This is a genomic window from Bacillota bacterium (genome assembly GCA_040755295.1).
GTDB lineage: Bacteria > Bacillota > Desulfotomaculia > Desulfotomaculales > Ammonificaceae > SURF-55.
Window position 1 is genome coordinate 21559 of the sequence record JBFMBK010000014.1, and the last position, 26693, is coordinate 48251.

Annotated in this window: 19 protein-coding genes, 1 tRNA gene and 1 other annotated feature; of the genes, 18 read left to right on the forward strand and 2 right to left on the reverse strand. The window is 55.2% G+C overall.

Annotated elements, in window-relative coordinates; translation table 11 throughout:
- The first annotated feature begins 123 nt into the window (after positions 1-123).
- From AB1500_10385 to AB1500_10425, 9 genes are all read left to right on the forward strand, one after another.
- Entirely contained in the window at positions 124-1491 is a 1368-nt protein-coding gene (locus AB1500_10385) for an RtcB family protein (protein MEW6183563.1), read from the forward strand.
- A gap of 348 nt (positions 1492-1839) precedes the next feature.
- Entirely contained in the window at positions 1840-3300 is a 1461-nt protein-coding gene (locus tag AB1500_10390; GenBank protein MEW6183564.1) for a CCA tRNA nucleotidyltransferase, read from the forward strand.
- A gap of 3 nt (positions 3301-3303) precedes the next feature.
- A complete protein-coding gene (locus tag AB1500_10395; protein MEW6183565.1) occupies positions 3304-4221 on the forward strand; it encodes an NlpC/P60 family protein in 918 nt (305 codons plus the stop codon).
- Positions 4222-4379: 158 nt separating this feature from the next.
- Positions 4380-6788: an ATP-binding protein gene (locus AB1500_10400; protein MEW6183566.1), complete on the forward strand. Its 2409-nt coding sequence runs from the start codon at positions 4380-4382 to the stop codon at positions 6786-6788.
- A 260-nt stretch (positions 6789-7048) separates the two neighbouring features.
- The gene (locus tag AB1500_10405; protein MEW6183567.1) at positions 7049-7438 is read left to right on the forward strand and encodes a response regulator; all 390 of its coding nucleotides are present in this window, start codon (positions 7049-7051) and stop codon (positions 7436-7438) included.
- Positions 7428-8573 carry an HD domain-containing phosphohydrolase gene (locus AB1500_10410; GenBank protein ID MEW6183568.1) on the forward strand — a complete coding sequence of 382 codons (1146 nt, stop codon included), beginning with the start codon at positions 7428-7430 and terminating at the stop codon, positions 8571-8573. The genes AB1500_10405 and AB1500_10410 overlap by 11 nt, the downstream gene beginning before the upstream one ends.
- Positions 8574-8620: 47 nt before the next feature.
- Positions 8621-9679 carry a histone deacetylase gene (locus AB1500_10415; GenBank protein MEW6183569.1) on the forward strand — a complete coding sequence of 353 codons (1059 nt, stop codon included), beginning with the start codon at positions 8621-8623 and terminating at the stop codon, positions 9677-9679.
- A gap of 94 nt (positions 9680-9773) precedes the next feature.
- Positions 9774-10122 (forward strand) — a binding site (T-box leader).
- Positions 10123-10234: 112 nt separating this feature from the next.
- Entirely contained in the window at positions 10235-11287 is a 1053-nt protein-coding gene (gene aroF, locus AB1500_10420) for a 3-deoxy-7-phosphoheptulonate synthase (GenBank protein MEW6183570.1), read from the forward strand.
- 5 nt (positions 11288-11292) lie between these two features.
- The gene (locus tag AB1500_10425; protein ID MEW6183571.1) at positions 11293-11730 is read left to right on the forward strand and encodes a hypothetical protein; all 438 of its coding nucleotides are present in this window, start codon (positions 11293-11295) and stop codon (positions 11728-11730) included.
- Positions 11731-11764: 34 nt separating this feature from the next.
- Here AB1500_10425 and AB1500_10430 read toward each other — a convergent pair whose 3' ends face one another.
- Positions 11765-12250 (reverse strand): PIN domain-containing protein, encoded by a 486-nt coding sequence (locus AB1500_10430; protein ID MEW6183572.1) that lies wholly within the window; start codon positions 12248-12250, stop codon positions 11765-11767.
- A complete protein-coding gene (locus AB1500_10435) occupies positions 12231-12446 on the reverse strand; it encodes a hypothetical protein (GenBank protein MEW6183573.1) in 216 nt (71 codons plus the stop codon). Before AB1500_10435 ends, AB1500_10430 begins: the two co-directional genes overlap by 20 nt.
- A 262-nt stretch (positions 12447-12708) precedes the next feature.
- On the opposite strand from AB1500_10435, the gene AB1500_10440 reads away from it, so the two are divergent.
- The 9 genes from AB1500_10440 to dinD all read left to right on the forward strand — a co-directional run bounded on the left by AB1500_10440 (position 12709) and on the right by dinD (position 26679).
- Positions 12709-12783 (forward strand) — tRNA-Arg (locus AB1500_10440).
- A gap of 228 nt (positions 12784-13011) precedes the next feature.
- Positions 13012-13179, forward strand: a complete 168-nt coding sequence (locus tag AB1500_10445) for an Ig-like domain-containing protein (GenBank protein ID MEW6183574.1) — start codon at positions 13012-13014, stop codon at positions 13177-13179.
- Positions 13180-13552: 373 nt separating this feature from the next.
- A complete protein-coding gene (locus tag AB1500_10450; protein ID MEW6183575.1) occupies positions 13553-18631 on the forward strand; it encodes a PQQ-binding-like beta-propeller repeat protein in 5079 nt (1692 codons plus the stop codon).
- 13 nt (positions 18632-18644) lie between these two features.
- Complete coding sequence (locus AB1500_10455; GenBank protein MEW6183576.1) at positions 18645-19385, forward strand: double-CXXCG motif protein; 741 nt, start codon at positions 18645-18647, stop codon at positions 19383-19385.
- A gap of 150 nt (positions 19386-19535) precedes the next feature.
- A complete protein-coding gene (locus tag AB1500_10460) occupies positions 19536-21170 on the forward strand; it encodes an Ig-like domain-containing protein (GenBank protein MEW6183577.1) in 1635 nt (544 codons plus the stop codon).
- 268 nt (positions 21171-21438) lie between these two features.
- A complete protein-coding gene (locus tag AB1500_10465) occupies positions 21439-23004 on the forward strand; it encodes an exonuclease (protein ID MEW6183578.1) in 1566 nt (521 codons plus the stop codon).
- A gap of 959 nt (positions 23005-23963) precedes the next feature.
- Positions 23964-24557: a hypothetical protein gene (locus AB1500_10470; GenBank protein MEW6183579.1), complete on the forward strand. Its 594-nt coding sequence runs from the start codon at positions 23964-23966 to the stop codon at positions 24555-24557.
- Complete coding sequence (locus tag AB1500_10475) at positions 24557-26137, forward strand: type I restriction-modification system subunit M (GenBank protein MEW6183580.1); 1581 nt, start codon at positions 24557-24559, stop codon at positions 26135-26137. Before AB1500_10470 ends, AB1500_10475 begins: the two co-directional genes overlap by 1 nt.
- Complete coding sequence (gene dinD, locus AB1500_10480; GenBank protein MEW6183581.1) at positions 26134-26679, forward strand: DNA damage-inducible protein D; 546 nt, start codon at positions 26134-26136, stop codon at positions 26677-26679. Before AB1500_10475 ends, dinD begins: the two co-directional genes overlap by 4 nt.
- The last annotated feature ends 14 nt before the right edge of the window (positions 26680-26693 follow it).

A 26693-nucleotide genomic window follows, 5' to 3' on the forward strand; every position in this document is an offset into this window, starting at 1 on the left:
AGTGACGCGGTAATGCGAAGCTTATCGCCGCGCGCTACGGAATAAGAACGCATTGATGGGAGCAGTAGCTTGGAGCTGAAAAGGGCCGGGCTCAACCGATACCGCCTGCCGCGCCGCGGGAAGATGCGCGTGGATGCGGTCGTATACGCCAACGATTATCTGCGTACCTACCTCGGGGAGGACAAGTCGCTGCAGCAGTTGGCCAATGCCGCCTGCCTTCCCGGGGTGGCGGAGCCGGTGATCGGGATGCCCGACATCCATCAGGGTTTCGGCCTGCCGATCGGCGGCGTAATGGCCGTGACAACGGACGGGGTTATATCCGCGGGAGCGGTCGGGATGGACATAAACTGCGGGGTCCGCCTCATCCGCACGGACCTTCCCGCCCGGGATTTCGAGGCGCCGCTCCTGCGGCGCTTAATAACGTCCATCGAGGAGCGCGTCCCGACGGGAGTAGGCAGGAGGGGGAAACATAAGCGCATAACGCCGGGGTTGTTTGAATCGGTGGCCCACCGCGGCGTCAGGGCGGTGATTGAAGCCGGTTTCGGCGTCGAGGCGCACCTCGAACGTATCGAGGAAACGGGATGTCTTGCCGGCGCCGACATCGATGCCGCCTCAAGGGAGGCGCGGAACCGCGGTGCGGTTCAGTTGGGTACGCTGGGCGGCGGCAATCATTTCATCGAGGTGCAGGAGGTTGCAGAGATTTGCGACCCGGTGCTGGCGGAGCGGTTCGGTCTTTTTGCGGGGCAGCTCACGATAATGGTCCATACCGGCAGCAGGGGGTTCGGACATCAGATCTGCACCGACTTCACCCGGCGGCTGGCGGCGGCGGCGTCGCGGTACGGCATAGAACTGCCGGACAGGGGGCTGGCCTGCGCCCCGGTCGATTCCCCGGAGGGTGAGGACTATTACAAGGCCATGGCCTGCGCGGTTAATTTTGCTTTTGCCAACCGGCAGATTATAATGAACGATATCATTGATACCTTCTGTGACGTGCTCGGCCAGTCCGCAGAAGAGACGGGTATGGGTCTCGTTTACGACGTGGCCCACAACATCGCCAAATGGGAGGAGCACCGCGGCCGGAAGGTGTTGGTGCACCGTAAGGGAGCGACCCGGGCGCTTTCTCCGGGACACCGGGACAATCCGGCGGTTTACCGCGAGACCGGTCATCCGGCGTTGATACCCGGGAGTATGGGGACTTCTTCATACGTTCTGGTCGGGACGGATAAGGCGGCGGAGACGTTTTTTTCGGTGAACCACGGCGCCGGCAGGGTGCTTTCCCGGACCGCTGCGGGGAAAACCATAACGCGGGAAGAGTTTGACCGGGTAATGGGGAAGGTGCTTTATAACGCCAGGAATTATAAAGAGCTCGTGGATGAGGCGCCGCCGGCATACAAGGACATCGAGCAGGTGGTCTCTACCCTGGTCGAGGTGGGGATAACGCGGAAAGTGGCGCGAATGCGGCCTTTGGCGGTCGTTAAAGGAAAGGATTAGGGTGCGGGTTGCGGGTTACGAGTTAAGTCCAGAGTCGAAAGTCGAAAGTCCTAAGTCCTGGAACGGGAAGCGGGAACCGGAGTTGCGGGTTGTGAAGGGAAAGAACGTTTCTTTGGAAACATAGACTCGGCATTGGAATGGCTATCTACTTTACAGAATGAGTAACACGAGAACAGAAGATGTAATGTACTTTCAGCAGCAGAACTCAGAACATAAGAACTTTGAACCGACCTAAAAGGTCTGTCAGCATCAGCATTAACGTAGAACGTCGAACGTAGAACGTAGAACGGACCTGAAAGGTCGATCAGTATTAGCCTGAACGTTGAACCATTTAAAGGGGGTTGAAGGTTGTTCCCACCACCGGTGGCGAAAATTCTGCAGCTTCTGGCTGATTCCGGGTACCAGGCTTACGTGGTAGGGGGTGCGGTGCGCAATCTCCTCCTGGGCTATGCCCCGAAGGAGTATGATCTGGCGACCGATGCCTGCCCGAAAGTGTTGCAGCGCCTCGCCGGGGAAAACCATATCCGGGCTTTCCCCAAGGGCGAGGCGTTCGGGGTGGTGTCGCTCCTGGTTGACGGAATGGAGGTGGAGGTTGCCACCTTTCGCTCGGAGGTGTACGGAACGGACGCCCATCGGCCCGAAAAAGTGGATTTCTTATGGGCTCTGGAGGACGACCTGGCCCGGCGCGATTTTACAATCAATGCGATGGCCTTCGACCGGGAGGGGAGACTTTACGATCCTTTCGGCGGGAGGGCTGACCTGCAGCGGGGTGTACTCCGCGCCGTGGGCAATCCGGACGAACGGTTCGCGGAAGACGCACTCAGGGCGTTCCGCGCCTGCCGCTTCGTCGCCGAATACGGTTTTTCAATAGAGCCGGAAACCCTCGCCGCCATCTCCAGGGCGCGCGACCGGACGGCGGGACTGTCGGTGGAAAGGGTCCGGGACGAGATCGAACGGATTCTTTTAAGCCCCCATCCGGCCGCGGGTTTCGAGTGCCTGCGGGAGACGGGATTCCTTGAAACCTTGTGCCGGGCGCGCACCGCATCAAAAGAAGAAACGGTACCGGTGCTGCCGGAATTGTCCCGGCTGTATAAAGTGCCCCAGAACCCCCGTTACCACAGCTTCGACGTCTGGCGGCATACAATGGAGGTCCTGCGGGAAGTGCCGCCGGAACCGGTCATGCGCTGGGCGGCGCTGCTGCACGATATCGCCAAGGGGATGGAGGGGGTGCGCGGGCTGAACCGCCGGGGCGAATTGTCGGACTACCGCCACGAGCAGGCGGGTACCGCTACAGCAGAAGAGGTGCTGGGACGTTTTCGCGTCCCGCCGGCGGACTCCCGCCGCATTATCTGGCTGGTGCGCCGTCATATGGTTTTCCCAAAAGCGGAGGAGCCGGGGGTGATAAAATGGCTGCGGCTTTTGGCGGAAGATTTTAGAAACCGGGGGGATTTGGCGGAAGCTGTAGCACAGCTGCTACAACTCCACGAAGCCGATCTTAAGGGAGGGAAGGTGGACCCGGAGCGGCGTCTGGCCGATAACGACCTGCTGAAGACGATGGTCGGCGACCTTCTGGACCGCGTTCCTTTCTATCCTGCCGATCTGGCCATAGGCGGGGATGCGGTCGTCAAGCACCTGGGCGAAGGCCCGCAGGTCAAAGTGGTCCTCGACGATCTGGTGCGTGATATTCAGGCGGGAAGGCTGGCGAATGAAAGGGGGGAAGTTGAGGAAGAACTGAAAAAAAAGTTGGATTTAGAAGAAAAATATTTTATCCACAAGGAAACCCAGCGGAAACGACGAAAGCAGAAGTAAAATTTGTTATTGCAGGTGATGCTGTTGGTTTCGTCTTTTCCCGGTACGAAAGCGGTTTTTTCTTGTCGAGGTCTGAAAAGGGTGTTATTGATCGCGGGTATCGCCGCAGCCCTTTCGGGCCTGTTGAGCTTCCCCCGGCCTGCGGCCGCCGCCGGAACCAGTTATGTGGTGCAAAAAGGTGACTGTCTCTGGCTTATCGCCCAAAGAAAAAACACCTCCGTCGAACTGCTCAAACAGGCTAACGGCCTGAAGTCCGAATTACTGACCCCCGGTCAGACACTTTCAATTCCCCTTAAGGTTACAGCGGTTTCACCTTCACGTTCTTCGAGTCCGGAAGTCAGCTATACGGTGCGGGAAGGTGACTGCCTCTGGCTTATCGCCCGGCGCAGCAATATTTCGGTCGAACAGATCAAGAACGCCAACAATCTGACGACTGAGCTGATCAAACCGGGACAGGTTCTCCGCCTGCCCGGTAAGAGCGGTTCAGCCGGTCCGACCCCCGCCGCCAAGCCGGCGGTAAACACGACAAAACCCGTTCCCTCCCGTTCCGGCGACACCACGCGTGACCTCTTGAATCTCGCGCAGTCTTATCTGGGCACCCCCTACCGTTGGGCGGGGGAAAGTCCTGGTGGTTTCGACTGTTCCGGTTTTACCAGGTATATCTTCGGCAGGTTCGGCGTTTCCCTGCCGCACTCTGCGGCGGCTCAGTTCTCGTGCGGGACACCGGTTCAACGCAGCGAGCTGGCTCCCGGGGACCTGCTGCTTTTCCATACGTTAAGCCCCGGGATAGATCACGCCGCCATATACTGCGGCGGCGGCAAGTTCATCCACGCCAGCTCACGGGGCGGCTGCGTGAAGACGGATTCGATTTACGAAGATTACTGGAACACTCACCTCGTCGGAGCGCGTCGGGTACTATAAGCGCCAACGGATAGTCGCATTTACGGTAAGGTTTCCGGGGCCAAGCGAGGGAAACCTTACTTTATTTATTTTTAGCGTGGTTTCAAGGCCGTTGGAGGAGGATTATGGTTTTAGAAGTCGAAATTATGTTAATAAGTGTCGAAAGAAAGGGTTAGGATATGACCTCCCCATTGCTGCGCCTGGGAATCAAAGGAAAGCTTATGGCGATGGTTACCCTTATCATGCTCGCCGCCCTTTTTATCCTGGGTACCATGACTTACCTGGAAAGCAGGAAAGCGGTGGACAGCGAGCTCGGGGTGTGGCTGCAGGCGGAGTTGGAGTGGTGGATTCACCGGAGTGTGGTGCATGAGATTGATAAACTTCGAACCGTAACGGCAACGGTCGCAAATTTTCCGGAGTCGCAGACCATAGTTACGGCTTCTTCCGAAAAGGGCCGGCGGAACGCCGCCCGCCTGTTGTTAACCAGGGAGATTGTTTTGAACAGCTATCCCCCCGATACGGTTATTGCGATTGCACGGCAGGACGGGAAAGAACTGGTCCGGTTTCACCGGTCCGGCGACGGGGTGTTCCAGATTTCGAATGAAGACGGAAGCGGCCTGCCGCTTCCTGTGAACGGGGCGTCAGGCCCGACCGGAATCAGCCTGGTCACCGCGGGGAAGGAAAAGGGATCTTTAATTATAGCCGCTCCGGTAATCATAAAGGAAATAACGTGCGGTTTTGTCGCGGCCGGCGTGGACTGCGGCACCATGCTTAAAGACGCGCCGGAAGCCGTCAAGGGCGCGACGATTTATCTGGTGGATGAAAACGGCTCAATATTTTACCGGTTACAGCCGAAGGGCGCGCCCCGTCCGGACGGTATCCCGCCGCCCGATCTTTTGGCGCAGGTTGAACCGAAGCTGGGGTCCCTCCTCAAAGAAAGGGAAGGGCACAACCTCGTAGAAGGTTCACACTTACACGGCTTTACCAGGATTTACTTCGACCGTCCTTACAGCGAACGATATTTCAGTGTTGCCTACAGCGTGCCGCGGGAGGTAGTATTAAGCGGTTTTAAACGGGTATCAACCGTTTTTCTCTTCACGGGACTGGCGGTCTTCCTTGTTTCCCTGATGCTGGTGAGCATTCTGGCCGGCGAAGTGGCCCGGCCTGTACTGCATCTGGCGGACGTCGCCGACCGTGTTTCCCGGGGAGACCTGTCTGGTGACGCCGGTCCGGTGTCCCGCCGGGACGAAATCGGCGGGCTGTATGAGAGTTTCAACACGATGATTGCCGCCCTCAGGGAGAGCAGGAACCTTGAGGAAGAGAAAAAGGCGCGCCTTATTGAAACGGCGGGGGAGGCGGCGGTTGAAGTAAGCAGCAACCTTCTGGTTACGGTCATTTTAGATAAACTGGTAAACTCGGTCGTTAATGTCGTCAACGCCGATTGCGCCTGTCTCCATCTCAAGACGGCGCACGACGGGGCTGAGTTTTTCGCCGCCGGTGAGGGAAGCGCAAAATGCATCGCGCTCGGTACAACAGGGGATAAGGGCCTCGCGGCCGTTGTTTTCAAAAAAGGCCGGGCGGTCCATCTGAGGGGTGATGAAATCGCCGGGGGAACCTGCAAACCGCTACGCCCGGATATCACCAACTTTTTCGGGGTGCCGATTTTCTCCCGGGGTTCCATCATCGGGGCTTTATGCGTCGCCTGCACCCGGAAGGAGATCACGGAAGCCGACCAGTCGGCGATAAGACTCCTGGCCGCCCACTCCGGGGTCGCCATCGCGAACGCGCGGCTGCACGAAGAAGTGGTCGCCCTGGCCAGGGACCTTGAACGGCGCGTGGAGGAACGGACGGCCAAACTGCGGGACATGAACATCGAGCTGGAACGGGCGAACCGCTTAAAAAGCGAGTTTCTTACGACCATGAGTCACGAACTTCGCACGCCGCTCAACACGATTATCGGGTTTTCGGACGTGCTCCTGAGCGACCTTGTGCCGGGGGTGCCCGAGAACACCAAGGAGTACCTGAAAGACATCATGGAAAGCGGCGAGCTTCTTCTTTCTTTGATCAACGACGTCCTGGACATGGCCAAAATCGAGGCCGGACGGGACGAACTATACCTGGAGGAGCTCGAGATAAAGGATTTTCTCAGGGGTGTGCTGATCCTTTTCAGGGAGAAAGCCGCCGGCCACGGAATCACGGTAGAACTCAACGCGACAAGCGTCGGCGAGTGGGTCCTGGACGGCCGCAAATTTAAACAGATACTGTTCAATTTACTGACCAACGCCTTCAAATTTACACCGGATGGTGGTAAAGTAGGCATTAGGGCCGCGATCGAAGGGAAGATGCTTGCGGTTACGGTCTGGGACACCGGGATCGGCATCCGGCCCGAGGACATGCCCAGGCTGTTTAAGCCTTTTGAACAGTTGGACAGTTCCCTGGCGCGGCGCTTTTCCGGCACCGGGCTTGGACTGACGATGGTGAAGAAGCTGGTCGAGCTTCACGGCGGGACGGTGAGCGTAAAGAGCGAGCAGGGTAAGGGCAGCAGTTTCACCGTTTATTTTCCACCGTTATCATTGAACGGGGGCTAGACCCGAAGGCGGGATAACTTGAGCGTATAGGAAATTGCATTTTAATAATGCGGGTTTGCGGGCTCGGCATAGAGGGAAGAAAGTTTGCGGACAAGTACTGGTCCGTAGCGCGGGGAGAAACAAGCCCAGCGCGAAAACCGGGCAGAGTCGAGCGGAGTGTACATTTAGGTACGTGAGCATTCGATTATGCCCGTGTGGCAAAGCTGGGCGCCGTTTATCGTTGCGCTACGCTGACTTGATTGGGCTGGTGAAGGAGAACAATGCCCGGCGGGATCATCCTGATAATAGACGACGATGAAAAAGCGAGAAAGCTCTGCCGCGTTATTTTAGAGCGGACCGGGTATACCGTCCTGGAAGCCCCGGAGGCCCTGGAGGGTATCAGGCTGGCGGAGAAGAAAAAGGTTGACCTGATTTTTCTGGACATTCAGCTTCCGGAGATTGACGGGCGCGCGGTGGCCCGTTTGTTGAAGGCTTACGCTCCCACTAAAAACATTCCTATTATTGCCGTAACCGCACTGGCGATGCCCGGTGACCGGGAAGAAGTGCTTGCCACCGGCGTGGAGGGTTACCTTCCCAAGCCGGTCAGGGTTAAGGAACTCCGGCAGATGGTCCGGTATTTCCTGGAGGAAGGGAAGCAAAGTGAAGCCTAAGAAGCCCATGGTGCTGTTGGTCGACGATGAGGAAAGGGCGCTCAAGCTTTACGAGGCGCTGCTCGCGCCTCAGGACGTTACCACCATCCGGGCCAAAGACGGGCCTGAGGCCTTGAAGTGTTTCCGGCGGTTAAAACCGGACATCATCGTGCTGGATGTGATGATGCCCGAAATGGACGGGTTCGAGGTCTGCAGGCGGATCAGAGAGATGCCGGAAGGCGGCAATGTCCCCGTGCTGATGGTTTCCGCACTCGGGGACCGGGAGTCGAGGGTCAAGGGACTTGAAATCGGCGCCAGCGATTTTCTCGACAAGCCGGTCGACAAGGCGGAGTTTATCACAAGGTTGAACAGCCTGATCAAGGTCAAGGAGTATCAGGATTTCCTTCAGGACCAGAGCATAATGCTCGAAAGGCTGGTCCGGGAGCGGACCGCGGAACTCTTTCGCACCCACGAGGAGCTGAAACGCAGCTATCACGACATACTCTACCGCCTCGCGGTGGTGGCCGAATACCGCGACGGCGACACCGCCCGCCATATCAGCCGCATGGGCCGGTATACGAAGGTCATTGCGGAGGCCCTCGGCCTGCCGCCAAAGCAGACGGAGACCCTGACGCTCGCCAGTCCCATGCACGACATAGGGAAGGTGGGCATTCCCGACAACGTCCTGCTCAAACCGGGCCGGCTTACCGCGGAGGAATTTGAGATCGTTAAAACGCATACCATCATCGGGGCGCGCATACTCGGCGGCAGCAGTTCCGACATCATCCGCTGCGCGGAGGAAATAGCCCTGTCGCACCACGAACGCTTCGAGGGCGACGGTTACCCGCGGGGGTTGAAGGGTGAAGAGATCCCGCTTTCCGGCAGGATCGTCATGCTGGTGGACATTTATGACGCCCTCCGGAGTCCCAGGCCTTATAAACCGGCCTTCGACCGGGAAACCACCCGCAGGATCATGTTTGAAGGGGATGACCGGACGAACCCGAGACACTTTGATCCGGCTGTGTTCAACGCCTTCAAAAAGACGGAGCCCGTGCTGCATGAGATTTTTGAAAGCTTCCGCAGCAAAGAACCGGGAGAACTGCACGAGATTTTCAGCTACCTCCCGAGTTATCCCTATGATGCGGGAAAGGCCTGACCCGCAGCCTGCAGCCTGCCTGTTTCCGGGCCGGGGAGGATGGTTTGGTGCGTACGGGAATAGTTTACGACCCTGTATATCTGGAGCATGATACCGGCCGGCACGTTGAGGCGCCGGAAAGGCTTTCGCGGACGATGGCGGTCCTTGAGGAAAGAGGGATCCTGGGCCGGATTAAAACGCTTGTCCCACGTGCCGCTACGTTCGAAGAAACGGCGCTGGTCCACGGCCCGGATTATATAAGGAAGATAGAGGCGTTCTGCAGGGCGGGGGGCGGTCACCTCGACCCGGACACGGCGGCTTCGCCGCGCAGCTACGAGGTGGCGCTCCTGGCGGTGGGCGGAGCGCTCGAGGCGGTCGACGCCGTAATGGAGGGAAGGCTGGACCGGGTACTGGCCCTGGTGCGGCCGCCCGGCCATCACGCTCTTCCCAGCCGGGCGATGGGTTTCTGCCTTTTTAACAACATAGCCGTGGCGGCCTGCTACGCCGTCCGGAAGTACGGTCTCCGGCGCGTCCTTATCGTGGACTGGGATTACCATCACGGCAACGGCACGGAAGCCGCCTTTTATACCCATCCGGGCGTGCTCTACTTCTCCACCCACAGCGCCGCCGGTTATCCGGGTACGGGCTGGGTAACGCGAAAGGGCGAGGGGGACGGGGAAGGGTTCAACATCAACGTACCGCTTCCGGACTATGCGGGGGACGAGGACCTCAAATACGTCTTCCGGGAGATTTTGGCCCCGGCGGCGGCGGAATACGCCCCCGAACTGGTCCTGGTATCGGCCGGGCAGGACGGCCACCGGAACGACCCCATCGCCGGGATGGAGCTCACGGCCGCGGGGTACGGCGCCCTGGCGGCAATAGTCGGGGAAATCGCCGACCGGTCCGCGGCGGGGCGGATCGCGGGCGTCCTCGAGGGCGGATACGACCTTGGCGGCCTTGGGGACAGCGTCGGGGAGATACTCTCGGCATGGATGGACAAGGACCGGTATCCCGGAGGAACGGCGGCGCGTAAAACAGACCCGAAGGTGGCCGCCGTCGCGGAGGCGGTCAGGGAAACGCATCGGGCATACTGGCGGTGCTTTCGCGATGGACGGGATCGCGGGTAAGGGACCGGCAATCGATAAAATTTTAACTTTGTTGTTATTGAGACTTTACAACAACGGGGTCATATAATAAAATATCTCTATCGTATTTTCATAGCTAAAGGCTGTGAAGGGGTAAAGTAGGGCCGAAGGGCTTTTTCAGAGAGCCGGGGTCAGGTGCGAGCCCGGTAAAGCGTTGCGGGCCGAAGTTCACTCCAGAGCCGCCGGGTGAAGTCCAGCACTCAGAAAAGGAATAGTTCTTGATAACAGCGGATTTCTTTTAGGCTGACAGAACTTTTACCATTCCGAGGTGACAGTGGTCGCTGAGTGCCGGGTGCGTAGTCCAGGCCGGAGCTCCCGCCGTTACAAGGGAGGGGATATCGGAAGCTTCTTCCCGTATCCTGAATGTGAGCGGGCCTTTACCGGCCAAATAGGGTGGTACCGCGGGAACTCATCCCGTCCCTGCAATTTAGGGGCGGGATTATTTTTTGGGTGACTATTTACTGCATTAATTCTCGACGCGTTCCGTTAACGTGGGAGGCTGAATAGTTCCATTCATTAAAAAGGAGGATTCACAAGATGATCGTGGTTATGCAGCAAGGGGCGACACCGGTGGAAATCAAAGAGGTGGAGGAACGCCTGAAGGAGATGGGCTACCAGACCCACCCGATATACGGCGTGGAGCGTACGGTGATCGGGGCGATAGGGGACAAACGCGACGACCTCCACGAGACCATCCTCACCTTCCCGGCGGTGGAACGGATCGTGCCCATCCTGAGGCCTTATAAGCTTGTGGCGCGGGAGGTCAAACCCGAAACGAGCAGGATCATGGTCGGGAACGTGGTGATAGGCGGCCCGGAGATCGTGGTGATGGCCGGTCCATGCGCGGTGGAGAGCGAGATCCAGCTCCTCACCTCCGCGAAGCTGGTAAAGGACAACGGTGGCGACATCCTTCGCGGCGGGGCCTTCAAACCCAGGACTTCCCCGTACTCCTTCCAGGGGCTGGAGAAGGAGGGGCTCAAGCTCCTCGCCGGGGCGCGGGAGGTCACCGGCCTGCCTTTCGTCACCGAGGTGATCGACACCCGCGACGTAGAGACGGTGGCGTGTTACGCCGACATCCTGCAGATCGGGGCCAGGAACATGCAGAACTTCAGGCTGCTCAAAGAGGTCGGGGAGACCAAGCGTCCGGTCCTGCTGAAACGGGGACTGGCGGCCACGGTGGAAGAGTGGCTGATGGCGGCGGAATACATCGCGGCGGCCGGGAACTCCAAGGTGATACTCTGCGAGCGCGGGATCCGCACCTACGAAACGGCGCTGCGAAACACGCTCGACGTGAGCGCCGTTCCCCTGGTGAAGGAGCTCTCGCACCTTCCGATCATCGTCGACCCGAGCCACGCCACGGGCAGCTACCGGATGGTGCCGCCGCTTTCCTGCGCGGCGATCGCCGCCGGGGCGGACGGTTTGATGGTCGAGATGCACCCGGACCCGGCGCGGGCGCTCTGCGACGGGCCCCAGTCCCTGACCCCGGAGCGTTTCGCCGCGCTGATGGAACAAATAGGACGGGTGGCGGAGGCGGTGGGCAGGGTTTACCGCTCGCCGGAAACCAGGCTCAAAAAACAGGCGCGGGGCTGAGGCGCGTGAAACACACGTTCCTTTTTCAGGAAGCCGTGTGGACGGCGAAGGGTATTTACATCGACGAAAACGGGAACACCGTGCCGGTCGAAGGGAGAACCGAGATCACGCACGCGGCGGACTTGTGGATAAACGACGGGTACCTGCGGTTGAGCGGCGCCGGCGCGGTTGAGTTCCGGAACAGGTATGAAATCGTACCGCCGTCCGGGGACCGGGACTTCACAAGCTGGAAGTCCTTCAACCCGGCGCTGGGGACCTTGACCGGAAACTTCACCTTTGTCGACGACCCGATTATCTCAAGCTGCGTGTCGGAAGACGGCGGATACACCTCGGTGGAGTACCTGCTGAAGGTTAGTGACGCCGCGTACCGGGGCAGGGGCGTGCTTTACAAAGGTAAACATAAACTTTCGTCCTGGGCGGTGGAGCTGTCCCGGGAGGAATGACGCGAATTCCTGCCCGGCGCACAATAAAGGCAACTTAAAACCCGCTTACCGCTACGGTTTGCGGGTTTTCATGTTTTCCCATCTCAACTTTCCCGCGGGATAACCGGGTGCACTTTACTGCGCAGAAATGGCTTTCAAAGCCGAAGACATCGCTGATCTGCAATTTCTTCAGGACCGCGAAGCTTGTGGCATCCGTGTAAGAGAGTTTTTGGTCCCGGTATTTTTCCAGGACCGCCCGTCCCTTCTCGCAAATAGCTTCGTCTGGGTAGATTACGGCAAGTATCCCGCTTTCCGAAGCCTTTTCGACCGCCTTGAGGAACCGCAGTGCCAAATTGAAATCACCGTGATAGCGGAGCCAGGTATAGGTTTCCGCCACCACCAGAAGAGTGGTAACCAAGCTCGCCCTTTTGCTCACCGATAGGTAAAAGGCCTTGGCCGCCTCGTGAAACCTGTCTCGCTTATCCGTCAGAGCGATAAAGGCGCCTGTGTCTACGAAGACCTTAGAGGGGACGGGCGCCACCGTATAGGTCCTCCTTATAAGTCGTTGAGCCGGTACCCGGACCGTCGAAAATCCCGATGATCGAAGCGAGCGGATCCTCTTCACCCCGTGCCCTCTTCTTCCGGATGGTCACAAAAGCGCTTAGCCGACGAAGCAGCTCTCTCTGTTCCCGGGCTGTGAGCTTCCTGAACTCTTCTACCAGCCGATCGACGGACATTCTTTATTTCCCCTTTCACCTAAAAGCAGGCACTAATATTCTACTCCGTTAAACGTTTAAGCTTCGGGTTCACGCTTCTATTTTAGCACAAAAGGGAAGAGGTGTTCCCAAAAAGCGGATATTTAAAGCTTGTTTGCCCTATGGATGTATATGACGCAACGATTTTCTCGGCGGTGGAGCTGTCCCGGGAGGAATGATGCGCTTTTCGGTCTCTTGCTTTTACGCCGTTTTTTGTTTATAATAAAAGTCCGACGACCATATTGCGCCCGTAGCTCAGGGGATAGAGCGCCGGCCTCCGGAGCCGGGTGCGCAGGTTCGATTCCTGCCGGGCGCACCATAGAACAAGACGCAAACCCGCGAATACCAAGGCTTCGCGGGTTTTTCTGTTTCATCACAAGGGGCGGTCGGGTATCTCTGAAAATCCGCCGGTTTCTGCGGGTTTCCGGGCGTAGATTAGCGAAGAGATTAGCAAGGAGAATAGCAAAGAGCGGAGCCGGGAAACCGTGCTGCATCTGGCCTTGGGTCTTTGACTTTGTTAATGGTATGGTAAGCGTAGGCGTCAAGTTTGACAGGGCAGGGATCAGAGGGGTGGCAGGCTGCCACCGACCCGGTTGCTAATTTAAGCTACAAGACTACTTATATGGTGACGATTCCCGCGGGCGCGGTAAAAGACATGGCGGGCAACGCCCTGGTGGCTAACTACACCTTTAGCTTCACCACCAGGACCCGCTGACCGAAGAGCAACTGTTTTCCATATATTATGAGGCCGGACGCTGACATCCCGATATTTTGGATGACAGGGTACCGGTCTCTTCCTTGATTCAAAAGACTATGCCCAGCATAGGGGCATGCTTTGCCAAACCCATAAGATATATTTTGGGGAGCACTATAGTCTAATTCGTGAATTCTAATATCATCGCTAAGAGTAATCTGGAATGTGAGTAGAAATTCGATAAATACTGGGAGCTTTCATCTTTAGTGCGAAAGGATTGAAAAAGTAACAAAATCAGACAAAAGTTCTTAAAATAACCCTCTTGACAAACATTACCTATCAGAAATAACATGAGGCCAATCTTACGACATAATTTGCCATTGGGGGTATTTAATTGGATATTAAGCCTGCGGGTGTGGTAATAAAAAGATTTTCAATCATAACTTTCCTATGTTTGACATTATTCAGCTTATTTTACTTAGCTTTTTCACCAAGAGCTGAAGCCGGTCTGGCGGACAGCCCGTGGCCGAAGTTTCATTTTGATAGCAAAAATACAGGGCAAAGTCCATACAAATCTTACTCCGACGGCACGCTGAAGTGGCGGTACTCTACCGGCAGCTATGTCGAAAGTTCTCCCGCGATAGCGGCCGACGGTACGATTTATATAGCAAGTCGTGACTATTATCTCTACGCCATCAACCCTGACGGTACGCTGAAGTGGCGGTACTTAACCGGGGATTGTGTTGATAGTTCTCCCGCGATAGCGGCTGACGGTACAATTTATGTGGGTAGTAATGATAAATACCTTTATGCCATCAACCCCGACGGTACATTGAAGTGGCGGTATTTAACTAGTTTATATGCTAATAGCACTCCTGCCATAGCCGCTGACGGCACGATTTACGTAGGAAATTATGACGGTTACCCAAGAAGTAGCTACTATTGCTATTTTTATGCCATCAATCCCGACGGTACGCTGAAGTGGCGGTATCAAATGCGGGATTATAGCTATCCTAGTTCTCCTGCGATAGCCGCCGACGGCACAATTTTTATAGGAAGTACCGACCACTTTTTAGGAGGTGGCGACCATTATCTATACGCCCTCAACCCCAACGGTACACTGAAGTGGCGGTATTTTACAGGTGATGACATTTATAGTTCTCCCGCGTTAGCGGCTGACGGTATAATTTACGTATCAACTTTGGATGGCCATCTGTACGCCCTAAATCCCGACGGCACGCTGAAGTGGCAGTACTTAACCGTATATATTGGATGGGATAGTTCTCCTGCGATAGCTACTGACGGAACGATTTACGTAGGAAGTGGTCAATATCTATACGCCATCTATCCCGACGGTACGCTGAAGTGGCAGTATCCAACCGGAAATACTATTTTCAGTTCTCCCGCAATAGCGTCTGACTGTACGATTTACGTTGGAAGTAATGATGGTTATCTTTATGCAATTAATCCAAACGGTACTCTGAAATGGCAGTATTTAACCAGCAGTGCTGTTGAAAGTTCCCCAGCTATAGGCACTGACGGCACAGTTTATGTCGGCAGTTGGGACGGCTATCTTTACGCTTTTTCAAGTTATGCGCCTCCGACGTTCGACAAACTAGACCCCGACCTGCGGGGAGAGTCTATGTGGTCGGACCCGGTGGACACCGGCACCGGCGGGCACTACATCAAGCGCACACTGCTCACCGTCGACGGCGCCCAGCCCGTTTCCTTCGAGGTAAACTACAATTCCCTGCTCCTTAACCAGGGACCTATGGGCATGGGCTGGAGCCACAACTACGAAGCGCACGTAACGGAGAGGCCCGACGGCAACATCGACCTGTACTGGGACGCCAACAGGGTTAACGCCTTCGTTTATAACGGCAACAATACATACTTGTCCACCGACCTGCCGACATACTACGATACCATCACCAAGAACACTGACGGCACATACACCTTGAATCGCAAGGACAAGACCGTCTACGAATTCGATACCGCAGGCCGGCTGACCCAGGTAAAGAACAGTTCCGGCCAGCCTGTAAACCTGGCGTACGACGCCGCAGGCCGCCTCCAGACCATCACCGAACCCGTTTCCGGCAGGCGCCTGACCTTGCACTATAACAGCAGCGGCTTGATCGACTACGTATCCGACCCCCAACTCAGCCGCCAAGTGAGCTTCACGTATAAAAAGGCTAACCTTATGAGCATCACCGACGCCGCGGGGTATATCACAAACTACACCTATAACCGGGACGGGCGCATCTTGTCGGCAACGGACAACAAAGGGCAGATCTTCAAGAACACGTATTACGCCGATGGGCGCGTCCAAACCCAGGACGACGGCGTAACCACCAACCAACTGGTGGCCTTCAGCTACGACGAAACGAGCCAGCCCGGCAAGATAGTAACAACCGTAACCGACCGTCTGGGCCACACCCGGACATATGTCCACAACACCGCAATATACAACCTAATAAGCGTGACCGACGAATGCAACCATACCAACTCATACACTTACAATACCGACGGCAACCGCAGTACCGCCGTCAACGCCATCAACCAGACCACCCGGTACGATTACGACAGCCGCGGCAACCTGACTGCGATCACCGACCCCTTCGGTAACACCACCGGCATGACCTACTATCCCGACGGCTCGGACAACCTCCAGTCGACGACCAACGCCGCCGGCGAAACCGTCCAATACTACTACGAAGACCCTAGTTACCCCCACAACGTTACCAGAATGGTCGAGATAAACCCGGATCCCCTCAACAACAACCCCGAGACCCGATACGTATACTGCCAGGACGGCAGCGGCCTCCTGTGGAAAGAAATCTCTCCCCGCCAGGGCGAAACCGTATACACCTACCAGCCCGGTCTTACCGGACAGACCGTCACCGACCCCGAAAACAACACCGTCACCTATGGGTACGACGCCGCCGGCAGGCTCTTGACCGTGACCGACGGCGCCGGCAAGACCACCGCCTACGAATATTACGACGACGACACCTTGAAAAGCGTCACCGACCCCCTGTCGCACAAGACGAGCTACACCTACGACAGCCGCGGCGACACGCTCACCGAAACCGACGCCAACAACCACACCACGAACTATCAGTACGACGGCAACGGCAACCTCGAAAGGATCACCGACGTCGTGGACGGCGTCAACTACGAGACGGTCTATCAGTATGACGGCAAAGACCGCCTGGAACATGAGAGCCGGCTGAAGGGCGGCGCCGAGTGCAGCGCCGCGTCTTATGAATATTATGACGACGGCAAGCTGTGGAAGGTCACGGACGGGGAGAATCACACGACCGAGTATAAGTACGACGCGCTGGGCAGGTTGACCGAAACGTTGGACGCTAATAACAAGAAGATTGCAACCGCCGAGTATGACAACAACGCAAACGAGAAAGTGAACGTAACCGACGCCTTGACCCGGAAAACCGAGTACCAGTTGGACGATGTTTACCGTATAAGCGGCGTAACCGACCCGGCGCAAAATCACACCGGGTTTACGCGCGACGCCCAGGGACGCCTATCGAAAGCCGTAGACCCGGAGGCGCTTGAAGGAAATCAACGCTTTGACCTCGACGGTAATATTGAGACCTTGGCCGGCCCTTACAGCAACCAAACCGGTTACTACACCGACAAAGCCGGAAGGCTAAGATGGGAAACCCCTCCGGTATGCGGTACGGTCTATTACGAATACAACAACCGGAACCTTATCGACAGTATAACCAACGGCAAGGGCGATCAGTCCAGCTACCGGTATTACGACGACAGAAGACTGTCGTACTTCACCGACCTGATCGGCACCGTCTCGTACGATTACCAGCCCAACGGCAACCTGTGGAAGGTGACCGAGGGTTCAAACGTAACCGAGCGCCAGTATTACGAAGGGCTTAACCTCGTAAAGTCGTACCGGGACGCCCGGGGCAACGTCATCCAGTACGAATACAACGCCGCCGGCAACCTCGTGCGGCTCACCTATCCCGACGGCAAGCAGGTTACATATGAATATTACAAGGACAACCGCCTGAAGTCGGTAACCGACTGGAACCAGAGAGTGACCGCCTACGAATATTGGCCCAACGGGCTGCTCTACACGACCACCCGGCCTGACGGCTCCGTCCAAACCGTATACTACGACGACGCCTATCAACTGATAAAACTCGAAGACAAGGATAAAAACGGCGGCCTCATCTGCGGGTACGACTACACCTATTCCGTAGACGGCAGCGTATACAAAGAAATCCTGGCCGTTCCCCTGGAATCGTTCACAAGACAAGAACCGGCGACCACCGACGGTCCTGACAACCGCATCGCCACGTACAACGGGCAGGAAGTCCTGTACGACAAGGACGGGAACATGAAATACGGCCCCTTAAACGGGGCGATGGCCGCGTACACGTGGGACGCCCGGGACCGGCTCACCGCCGCTGGTGGGCTGAGCTATACCTACGACGCGGAAGGCAACCGGACCGGCGTCACCGAAGGCGGCTCCCAGACAAGCTTCGTAGTCGATCCCAACGCGGCTTTGAGTCAGGTGCTGATAAAGACAGACGCCTCGGGCAATCAGACCTTTTACGTATACGGATTGGGTCTAATCGGGCAGGAAGAAAACGGCGCTTACCGAACTTATCATTATGACCTCAGAGGCAGCACGGTCGCGTTGACGGACACGACCGGCAACGTCACCGACCGGTTCCAGTATTCTTTCTACGGCGAACTCGTATACCGTACCGGTTCCACGTCAACGCCTTTCCTGTTCAACGGCCGCGACGGCGTGATGACCGACGCCAACGGCCTGCTTTACATGCGCGCCAGGTACTACAACCCCGAAATCGGGCGATTCGTGAGCAGAGACCCGGTTACGGGAAGCATAGTCAATCCGAAATCGATCGACGCGCACAGTTATTGCGAGAACGACCCGGTGAACGGTGTGGATCCGAGTGGCGAGATTATTGAGACGGTAGCAGATGCAGCCAGCTTGGGGTACAGTGCTTATGAATTAATTAAATATCCCAGTTGGGGCAATGCGGGTTACCTATTATGGGATGTCGGCGCCACTGTAGTTCCTTTTGCTCCAGGTTCTTATGTTGTCAGGGGTTCTACGACAGTCGTTAAAGTAGTAACCAGAGAAAAACGTGTCGCCAGAGTGGCAAAAACTGCAAATGTTATCACTAAGATACATAAACATCATATTTACCCTCGAGAATTTAGAAGTTTTTTTAGGTCTCGTGGTATTAATATCGACAAGTATACAATTGAATTGGATAAAAGTGTTCACCTGAGAGGGGTACATGGCAAAGGAATAGACGGGCTTTCAGGAAAATGGAATCAGAGGTGGGAAAAATGGATTAAAGAGCATCCCCGTGCCACAAAAAAGGAAGTCGAACGATTTGCTCAGCAATTATTAAAGGAATATGGATTGGATAAATTGCCCATAAAACCTTATAAATAAAAGAGGTGAGGGTATGCAGTTTTACGAACTAACACATCCCGAATATTTATCTGATACCGATTTCAAGAAAGCCAATCCTGTTGAAATAGATGACAAAAATTATCTTCCTGGAATCACATGTGAAGAATGCAATGAACAATGGGCATCTAGTAATAGGCTTCGTGTAGACAAACGTATAGGGGATGCTATAGCGGATTACTTAAAAAAGCATAAAGTGCCCGAATTTTTATCAACCAGAGACTGGTATAGTTTAGTTTCCGAACTATCTACAATTACGGGATTGCCTAAAGAACAGTTTGATCCGGGCGCAGCCTTTGGCGTTCCTGAAGGAATAATTAAGAGTAATGAAGTACCGATGAGCTTATTACATCCCTTTCCAGGGCAGATATGGGTTACTTTTGAAGTTACGTCAGTATTAAATGAAGAACACTTAACTGGGGTTGAATTTCAGCAGGTTAAATTAAAACGTAGAAAAAAGAATTTTCAAAGTCAAATCTTACCGCAATTATGGGAACTCATTATTACAGGCAAAGCATGGCGTGAAAACATCAATTTGCAAAGAATAACCGTCTGTCCATGCTGTAGAAGAACTGTTTTCCCCGACGGTAAAAATTTAAGAGTAGATCAAAGCCGATGGGATGGCAGAGATTTTTTCAACTTGGATTTAAACCCGAATATTGTTGTGGTAACAGAACGAGTATGTACGATTTTTCATGAGCATGCATTCAGTAATTTTTTATGCATTCCTGTCTAGTGGAGGCTCGCATAGTACCAAGGTCTTATGTAATATACAATTACGAAACACACAAATTAATAATCATCGTATTGTTTGATATTTAAATCTTGTCACAAGGAGGGGGTTATCCTGAAACCAAAAAGCTTTTTAAAAATCGCACTTATTCTTATGCTTATACTTTCTATAAGTTTACCGGCATACGCTATTACTTACAACTACGACAGATCGGGCCGGCTGACTTCCGTCTCCTACGACTTCGGCCTGAAAGTCAACTTAAGCTACGATCCGGGAACAAGCCGCGTTACGGTCCCGCCGTACGTCTACGGTGCCGAGCCGGTAAACGGGGCTGTTTACGTCCCGGTGGACCAGAATGTTTATGTGACCTTCAGCGAAGAAGTCGAGCCTGGCACCGACTACGCAGGCATAGCCTTGAAGACCAACGGCACGGTGGTAACGACCACTTACAGCCTAAACAGCCCTCTCCTTACGATTAACCCAGTTGAGAACCTCGACTACAGCACCACTTATGCCGTATACATTCCCGCGGGCGCCGTAAAAGACCTTTCGGGCAACAACCTGACTAATGATTATGTTCTAACCTTTGCCACAGAATCGTTGCTTTCGGTCGTCTACACCGACCCTGTAGACGGTGCCGCAGACGTTTCGGTGGACAAGACGGTATACCTTGCCTTTAACAAGGACATTCAGCCCGGACCGGACTCCGGCGGGATAGCGCTCAAGGCCGGTGAAACGGTAGTAACAACGACTTACAGCGTTTACGGTTCCGTCCTGACCATCGATCCGGCGGACAACCTTAATTACAGTGCCGCCTACGCCGTATACATTCCCGCCGGCGCAGTCCAGGACTTGGCGGGCAAAGGACTTGGCAGCGCATACTCCTTCAGTTTTGCTACAGCCGCTGACACCACGGCTCCTACGGTGACCGCAACCCCACCGGGCGGTTCGTACAACGCCGCCCAATCGGTGACGCTCGCGGCCTCCGAGCCCGCGGTTATCTACTACACCACCGACGGCACCGACCCGACGGCGTCAAGTACTGAATACGCCGCACCGATCGCGATAACGGCCGACACGACGCTGAAGTTCATGGCGGTCGACCAGCCAGGCAACCAGTCGGTCATTTACACGGAGACCTACATTATCGACACGACGGCGCCGACGGTGGCCGGTTCGGACCCTGCGGAAGCAGCGACTGGGGTCCCGGTGGACAAAACCGTTTACGTGACCTTCAGCGAGAACGTCCAGCCCGGTGCCAATTACGGCGGTATCATGCTGAGAAGCGGTGAAACCGTTGTGACGGTTACTTACAGCATAAACGGCCAAGTCTTGACCATCGACCCCGCGCAGAACCTCAACAGCGGCACGGCATACGCCGTATACGTTCCCGGAGGCTCCGTCAGGGACATGGCCGGCAACAGCCTTGCGTCCGATTTCACCCTGAACTTCACGACCGAGGCGGACGCGGCGCCGCCGACCGTTACCGCCACCGACCCGGCGGCCAACGCGACCGGTGTGCCTTCGGACAAGACCATATGCGTTACCTTCAGCGAGAACATACAGCCCGGAACCAGCTATGACAATATCAAAATAACCTATGGCAACAATAAAACGGTTTCGGCAACCAAAGGGATCAACGGTAATATCTTGACTATCGACCCGGTTGCTAATTTGAGCTACAAGACCACTTATACGGTGACGGTTCCCGCAGGCGCGGTAAAAGACATGGCGGGCAACGCCCTGGCGGCTGACTATACCTTTAGCTTCACCACCAGGACCCGCTGACAGCCCTGTAAAAGTTTGAGTATCTATATAAGGGAAAAAGTTCAAGTGGCGGCTCCGGTATTATGCCGAGGTCGCCTTTTTATGATTATACGCGGCGGTTGACGCGGTAATATTTGACTTTCCCAAGGGTTGAAAAAACAGGTCGCATAGGGCTGGGCGCGGCAGGTAACGGGCGGGGGCGTGCCGTATTGTTATTAAGGAAAGTCTTCCTGGGTTTTGGCCCGCGCCCGCCTTGAAAACCGGGGCGCGGCGGAAAGGCGCGGCGCTCATGGCGGTAAAACTGACCTTTTACGACGGGGTCGGGTGCATCGGCGGCAACAAGATTATGCTGGAGGCGGGCGGGACCGTCCTGATGCTGGATTTCGGGACCAATTTCGGGGCGGAGGCGCGGTTCTTCGACGAGTTCCTGCGGCCGCGGTCGACCTTCGGGATCGGCGACCTGATGGAACTGGGCCTGCTACCGCCGCTAAAGCACGCCTACCGGCCGGACCTGGAACCGCCCGGGATGAGCTGGGACGACCTCCGGCGCCACCCTTGCTACAGCGAGGTGGAGACGCAGGGCGTGCTGCTGACCCACGGCCACGTCGACCACACCGGTTACGTTTCCTACCTGAGAGGCGACATCCCCCTGTACTCGAGCCTGACCACGGCGGTCATCGCCAAGGTCATGCAGGACACCACGCAGAGCGACTTCAGCCGCGAGACCTGCTACCTCACGCCGCGCGAGGTCCGGGAGGGGCTCCTCCAGGCCTCCAACTACCGCCAGGTGCCGGCGGAGCAGCGGCAGTTCACGGTGCTGGACGCGGCGGAGGTCGTGTCCCGCATCGCCGGTTTCTGGTCGGCGAGCACTTCCACGCGCGGGCTCAACCACAGGCCGCTCCAGGCCTGCGCGCCTGCGGGTACGGCGTCCGCGGGGGGGCTGGAGGTGCGCTGCTGGCACGTAGATCATTCCATCCCCGGCGCTACGGCCTTCGCGGTGCGCACCCCGGCCGGCTGGGTGGTGTACACCGGGGACCTGCGGCTGCACGGCGGCCGGGCAGGGTTCACCCGGCGCTTCATGCGCGAGGCGGGGGAGCTCAAACCAGCGGCCATGATCTGCGAAGGCACCCACCCCGGGACGCAGAAACCGTCCACGGAAGAAGAGGTCCGCGCGAACGCGTGCGAGGCGGTGCGGGCGGCTTCGGGATTGGTGGTGGCGGACTTCGGCCCGCGGAACGTGGAACGGCTGCTCTCGTTCCTGGAGGCGGCGAAACAGGCCGGGCGGCAGCTTGCGGTCACGGCCAGGGACGCCTACATGCTGGAGGCGCTCTACATGGCGGGCGAGTCCGGGGTGCCGGACCCCTCCAGGGAAGGCGGCATGGCGGTCTACGTGGAGGCCAAGGCCAAGCGCGACCGCTGGGAGAAGGAACTGATCGACCGTTACCTCGACCTGTGCCCCGAACGGCTCATCGACGCGCGCGGCGTCACCCGCGACCCGGGGGCCTACGTGCTGTGCTTCTCGTACTACGACCTCAACGAGTTGATAAATATCGGCGTTTACGGCGGCACTTACATCTACTCCTCCTGCGAGCCGTTCAACGAGGAGATGCGGATAGACTTCGACCGCCTGCTCTCCTGGATCCGGCACTTCGACCTTGATTTTCAGGGCGGCGAGGGCTCCCGTTTCCACGCCAGCGGCCACATCCACGGCCCCGGCCTGGAGGAGCTCGTCGAAACCGTCAGGCCCGGGACCCTCATCCCCGTGCACACCGAAACGCCGGATTACTTCCGGCGCTTCCGGTCCGTCTGCCGCGTGGTCATCCCCGAAAAAGGCCGCAGCCTGCAGCTTGATTAAATCAACACACTTCTTAATTACCCCCTCGGGACAATTTCTTCGATAGGCTGAAACCCAAGAGAAGCTTCTTGCAAAGATTCGGGCTGTGTTACGCGACCGAAGCCTGATTTCTTATTATTTACGTGTATATGTTATGGATTAACCAGGCAGTAAACAGCATGCCTCCGTAAATATATGTTAAAATCTAAGCCGTAACATAATGTTAATAGTTAACAAGGAAATAAAAGTGTTGACCGTTGGAAGTTTCACTGGTATAATTCACATTCAGATATTAAAAATGGTTTAGCCCTTTTCTAGAGGGGGTTGAAGCTGCAAAAATAGAGACAAAAAAACAAGCCCGGGAACCGGCCAGTCCCGGACTTGCCTCTAAAATCAGCTTATAATGTTGAATTATATAATATCTTAAAAAATAATGCGAATGCAATATTGATCCTGCTGAGGATGCATTTTGTCTCGGAAAGGAGAGGTATGGCGGGGTATAATCGTTACTATACGGAGGGGTATAATCATTACTATGTTAATGACAATCCCCAAGCCGACAACGGTAATCATGAAGTCCACATAGGTACGTGCTTATGGTTGACGCTGGTTACAAGCAAAACCTACCTGGGCTATTTAACTAACTGCAATGATGCGATGGCAAAAGCCAGAACCATTTACGACCGGGTGGACGGATGTGCCTATTGCTGTAAAGATGTCGCAAGTTATAAGTGAATTGAACGATTAGGGAGGGAGGCGGCTCCGTCCGCCTCCCTCGAAGAATAAGCGTTTTTCCGAGGGGCGTAATGATAAGCAACGCATTGCTGCGTTACCCGTTGGAGCCGAATCCTCACGTACCTTCATGTACGCTCCGGTTCGTCTCCAACGTTTTTCCTTGCACTGCATCACTTCTCGTTGCGCTCCGTGTATGCTGCCAAGCAATTTATTCTCCCGGATGGCATTTGAAAGGGAGTGAAAAAGTGACGGCGTCAAGAAACGTAAAGCTCGGGGAGATTGCCGGTATACTGAACGGCCTGCCCGATACCAAGCTTATAAACAAGGCGAATGCGATAACCTATAACCTTATTCAGCCCAACCATTTGGGAGTTTTCAACGATATACAAAGCACTTCGGAAATAAAAAGGCAAACCCCCGTTGATGATAACTATTTCATTCGAAGGAACGATATTTTGCTGAAACGGCTGAATCCGGACATCGCAACGTTAGTAGGCGAGGATATAGCGAATACAACCTTTTCGAGTAATCTCTTTGTTATCCGTGTGTTCAAGGATTATTACCCGGCCTACATAGCATGCCTTTTAGAAAACCGGGGTACGGCATGGCAGAACAGTAATATCGTCGGTTCGGTTGCGGCCATTAAGTCCTTATCCGTAAAAACACTTGCGGCGTTGGATATACCTGCGGTAGAGTATGAAAAACAAAAAGCAATTGGTCAGTTATGGATGCTGCATAAAAAGCGAAAGAAGTTGCTGGGCGACTTGATTGCAGAAAATCAAAGACTTATAGCGGCAGTAATAAACAATATCACAGCAAGCGCAAAGGAGACGGAATGATGCCCACCACAAGAAAAGACATCGAGGCCGCTCTTTGGAGAGGCGCGAATACGTTCAGGGGTACCATCGACGCGGCCAACTACAAGGACTACGTCTTGTCGATGCTCTTTGTTAAATACCTGAGCGACACCTATTCGGAAAAGGTGGCCAATTTAGGTAAGTTATATAATAACCCCGTGAGGGTGCAAAGGGCGATAAACAGACTACCTTTTGTAATCAAGGAAGAGCATACCTTTTCTTGGCTTTATGAAAACAGATACAAGGACAATCTGGGTGAACTTATCAATGTCGCTTTGCGCGGGATAGAAGACGACAACCCGTCCCAGCTTGCGGGAGTTTTCAGGAGCGTTGACTTTAACAGCGAAGCCATGCTCGGCAACCACAGGCAAAGAAACACCCGGTTAAGAGAACTTCTTGAAGATTTTAAGTCCCTTGATCTGCGCCCTTCTTCAATCGAGCCGGAGGAAGGCAAGGTGGCCTCCGACACGATAGGTGACGCATATGAATACATGATCGGCGAGTTTGCCAGCCAGGCCGGCAAGAAAGCAGGCTCATTCTTCACGCCGTCGGAGGTATCGGAACTGATGGCGCGTATTGTCGATCCGACGATAACCGATACCATATACGACCCCACTTGCGGCTCCGGCTCCCTGCTTATCAAAACCGGGAAAACGGCCATTAAAAAGGACGGCCAGGTAAAGAAAATCGCCCTGTTCGGACAGGAAATGAACGGGTCTTCCTGGTCCATGGCCAAAATGAACATGTTCATCCACGAGATCCTGGATGCCAGGATTGAATGGGGCGATACCCTCGCCAATCCGATGCACTTGGACTCGGACGGCAATCTGACGCAGTTCGACGTTATCGTGGCCAATATGCCCTTTTCGCAGGACAAATGGGCGGCGGGGTTCAATCCCGGCGGTGAAACGACCGGCAAAGGCAAAGAGTTCAAGATGGAAGCGTCCCTGGATAAGTTTCACCGCTTTGACTGGGGAGTGCCCCCCGCCAGTAAGGGCGACTGGGCGTTTCTGCTGCACATGATGGCCAGTCTCAAGAGCGGGGGCAGGATCGCCGCCGTCGCGCCCCACGGGGTTTTGTTCAGGGGCGCGTCCGAAGGAAGGATAAGACAAGCCGTGGTCGAAAAGAACCTGCTGGACGCGGTTATCGGTCTGCCTGCGAACTTGTTTTACGGCACCAGCATTCCGGCCTGCATTTTGGTATTCAAGAAAAACCGCAATCGAAACGATGTGCTCTTCATCGACGCTTCCGGCAAGGATGAAAACGGCAGCCTCCGTTATAAGAAGGATAAAAACCAAAACCGTCTCGAGCCGAAACACATCGACGACATCGTAAAAGCTTACGAGAACCGCGCGGATATCGAAAGATTCGCCCATGTGGCGCCCGTTGAAGAGATCCAGGCCAACGAATACAACCTGAACATCCCGCGGTATGTCGATACCTTTGAAGAAGAAGCATCGGTGGATATCGAAGAGGTTAAGACCAATATCGCGAAAATACAAAAGGAGCTTGCCGAGGTCGAAGCCCAGATGGCCGGGTATCTTAAGGAGTTGGGGTTATGAGTGATATTCAAAAATATAGCGAAAAAACCTTTGAAGACATTAAGCACATTAATGAATATGGAGCGGAATGTTGGCTGGCAAGGGAATTAGCTCCTGTACTTGAATATGCCCGCTGGGAAAATTTCTACAAAGTTTTAGAAAAAGCAAGGGAAGCCTGTGAAAACAGTAATATAAACGTGGAAGAACATTTTCGTGACGTCACGAAAATGATAGAGCTGGCTAAAGGTGCCAAACGGGAAATAGATGACATTGAACTCTCTCGTTACGCGTGCTATCTGATTGTGCAAAACGCAGACCCGAGAAAGCAAGTCGTAGCCCTTGGACAAACCTATTTTGCCGTGCAAACCAGACGGCAGGAGTTACAGGATGAATTCGATAAGCTTGATGAAGACGCAAAACGCCTGTCAATTCGGGGGGAGATCCGTGAACACAATAAATCCCTGGCCGAAGCGGCTCAGATGGCGGGAATTGAAACCCCGCAGGAATACGCTGTTTTTCAGAACAAAGGTTATCAGGGTCTTTATGAGCATAAAGCAGCTTGAAAAGAAAGCGCCGA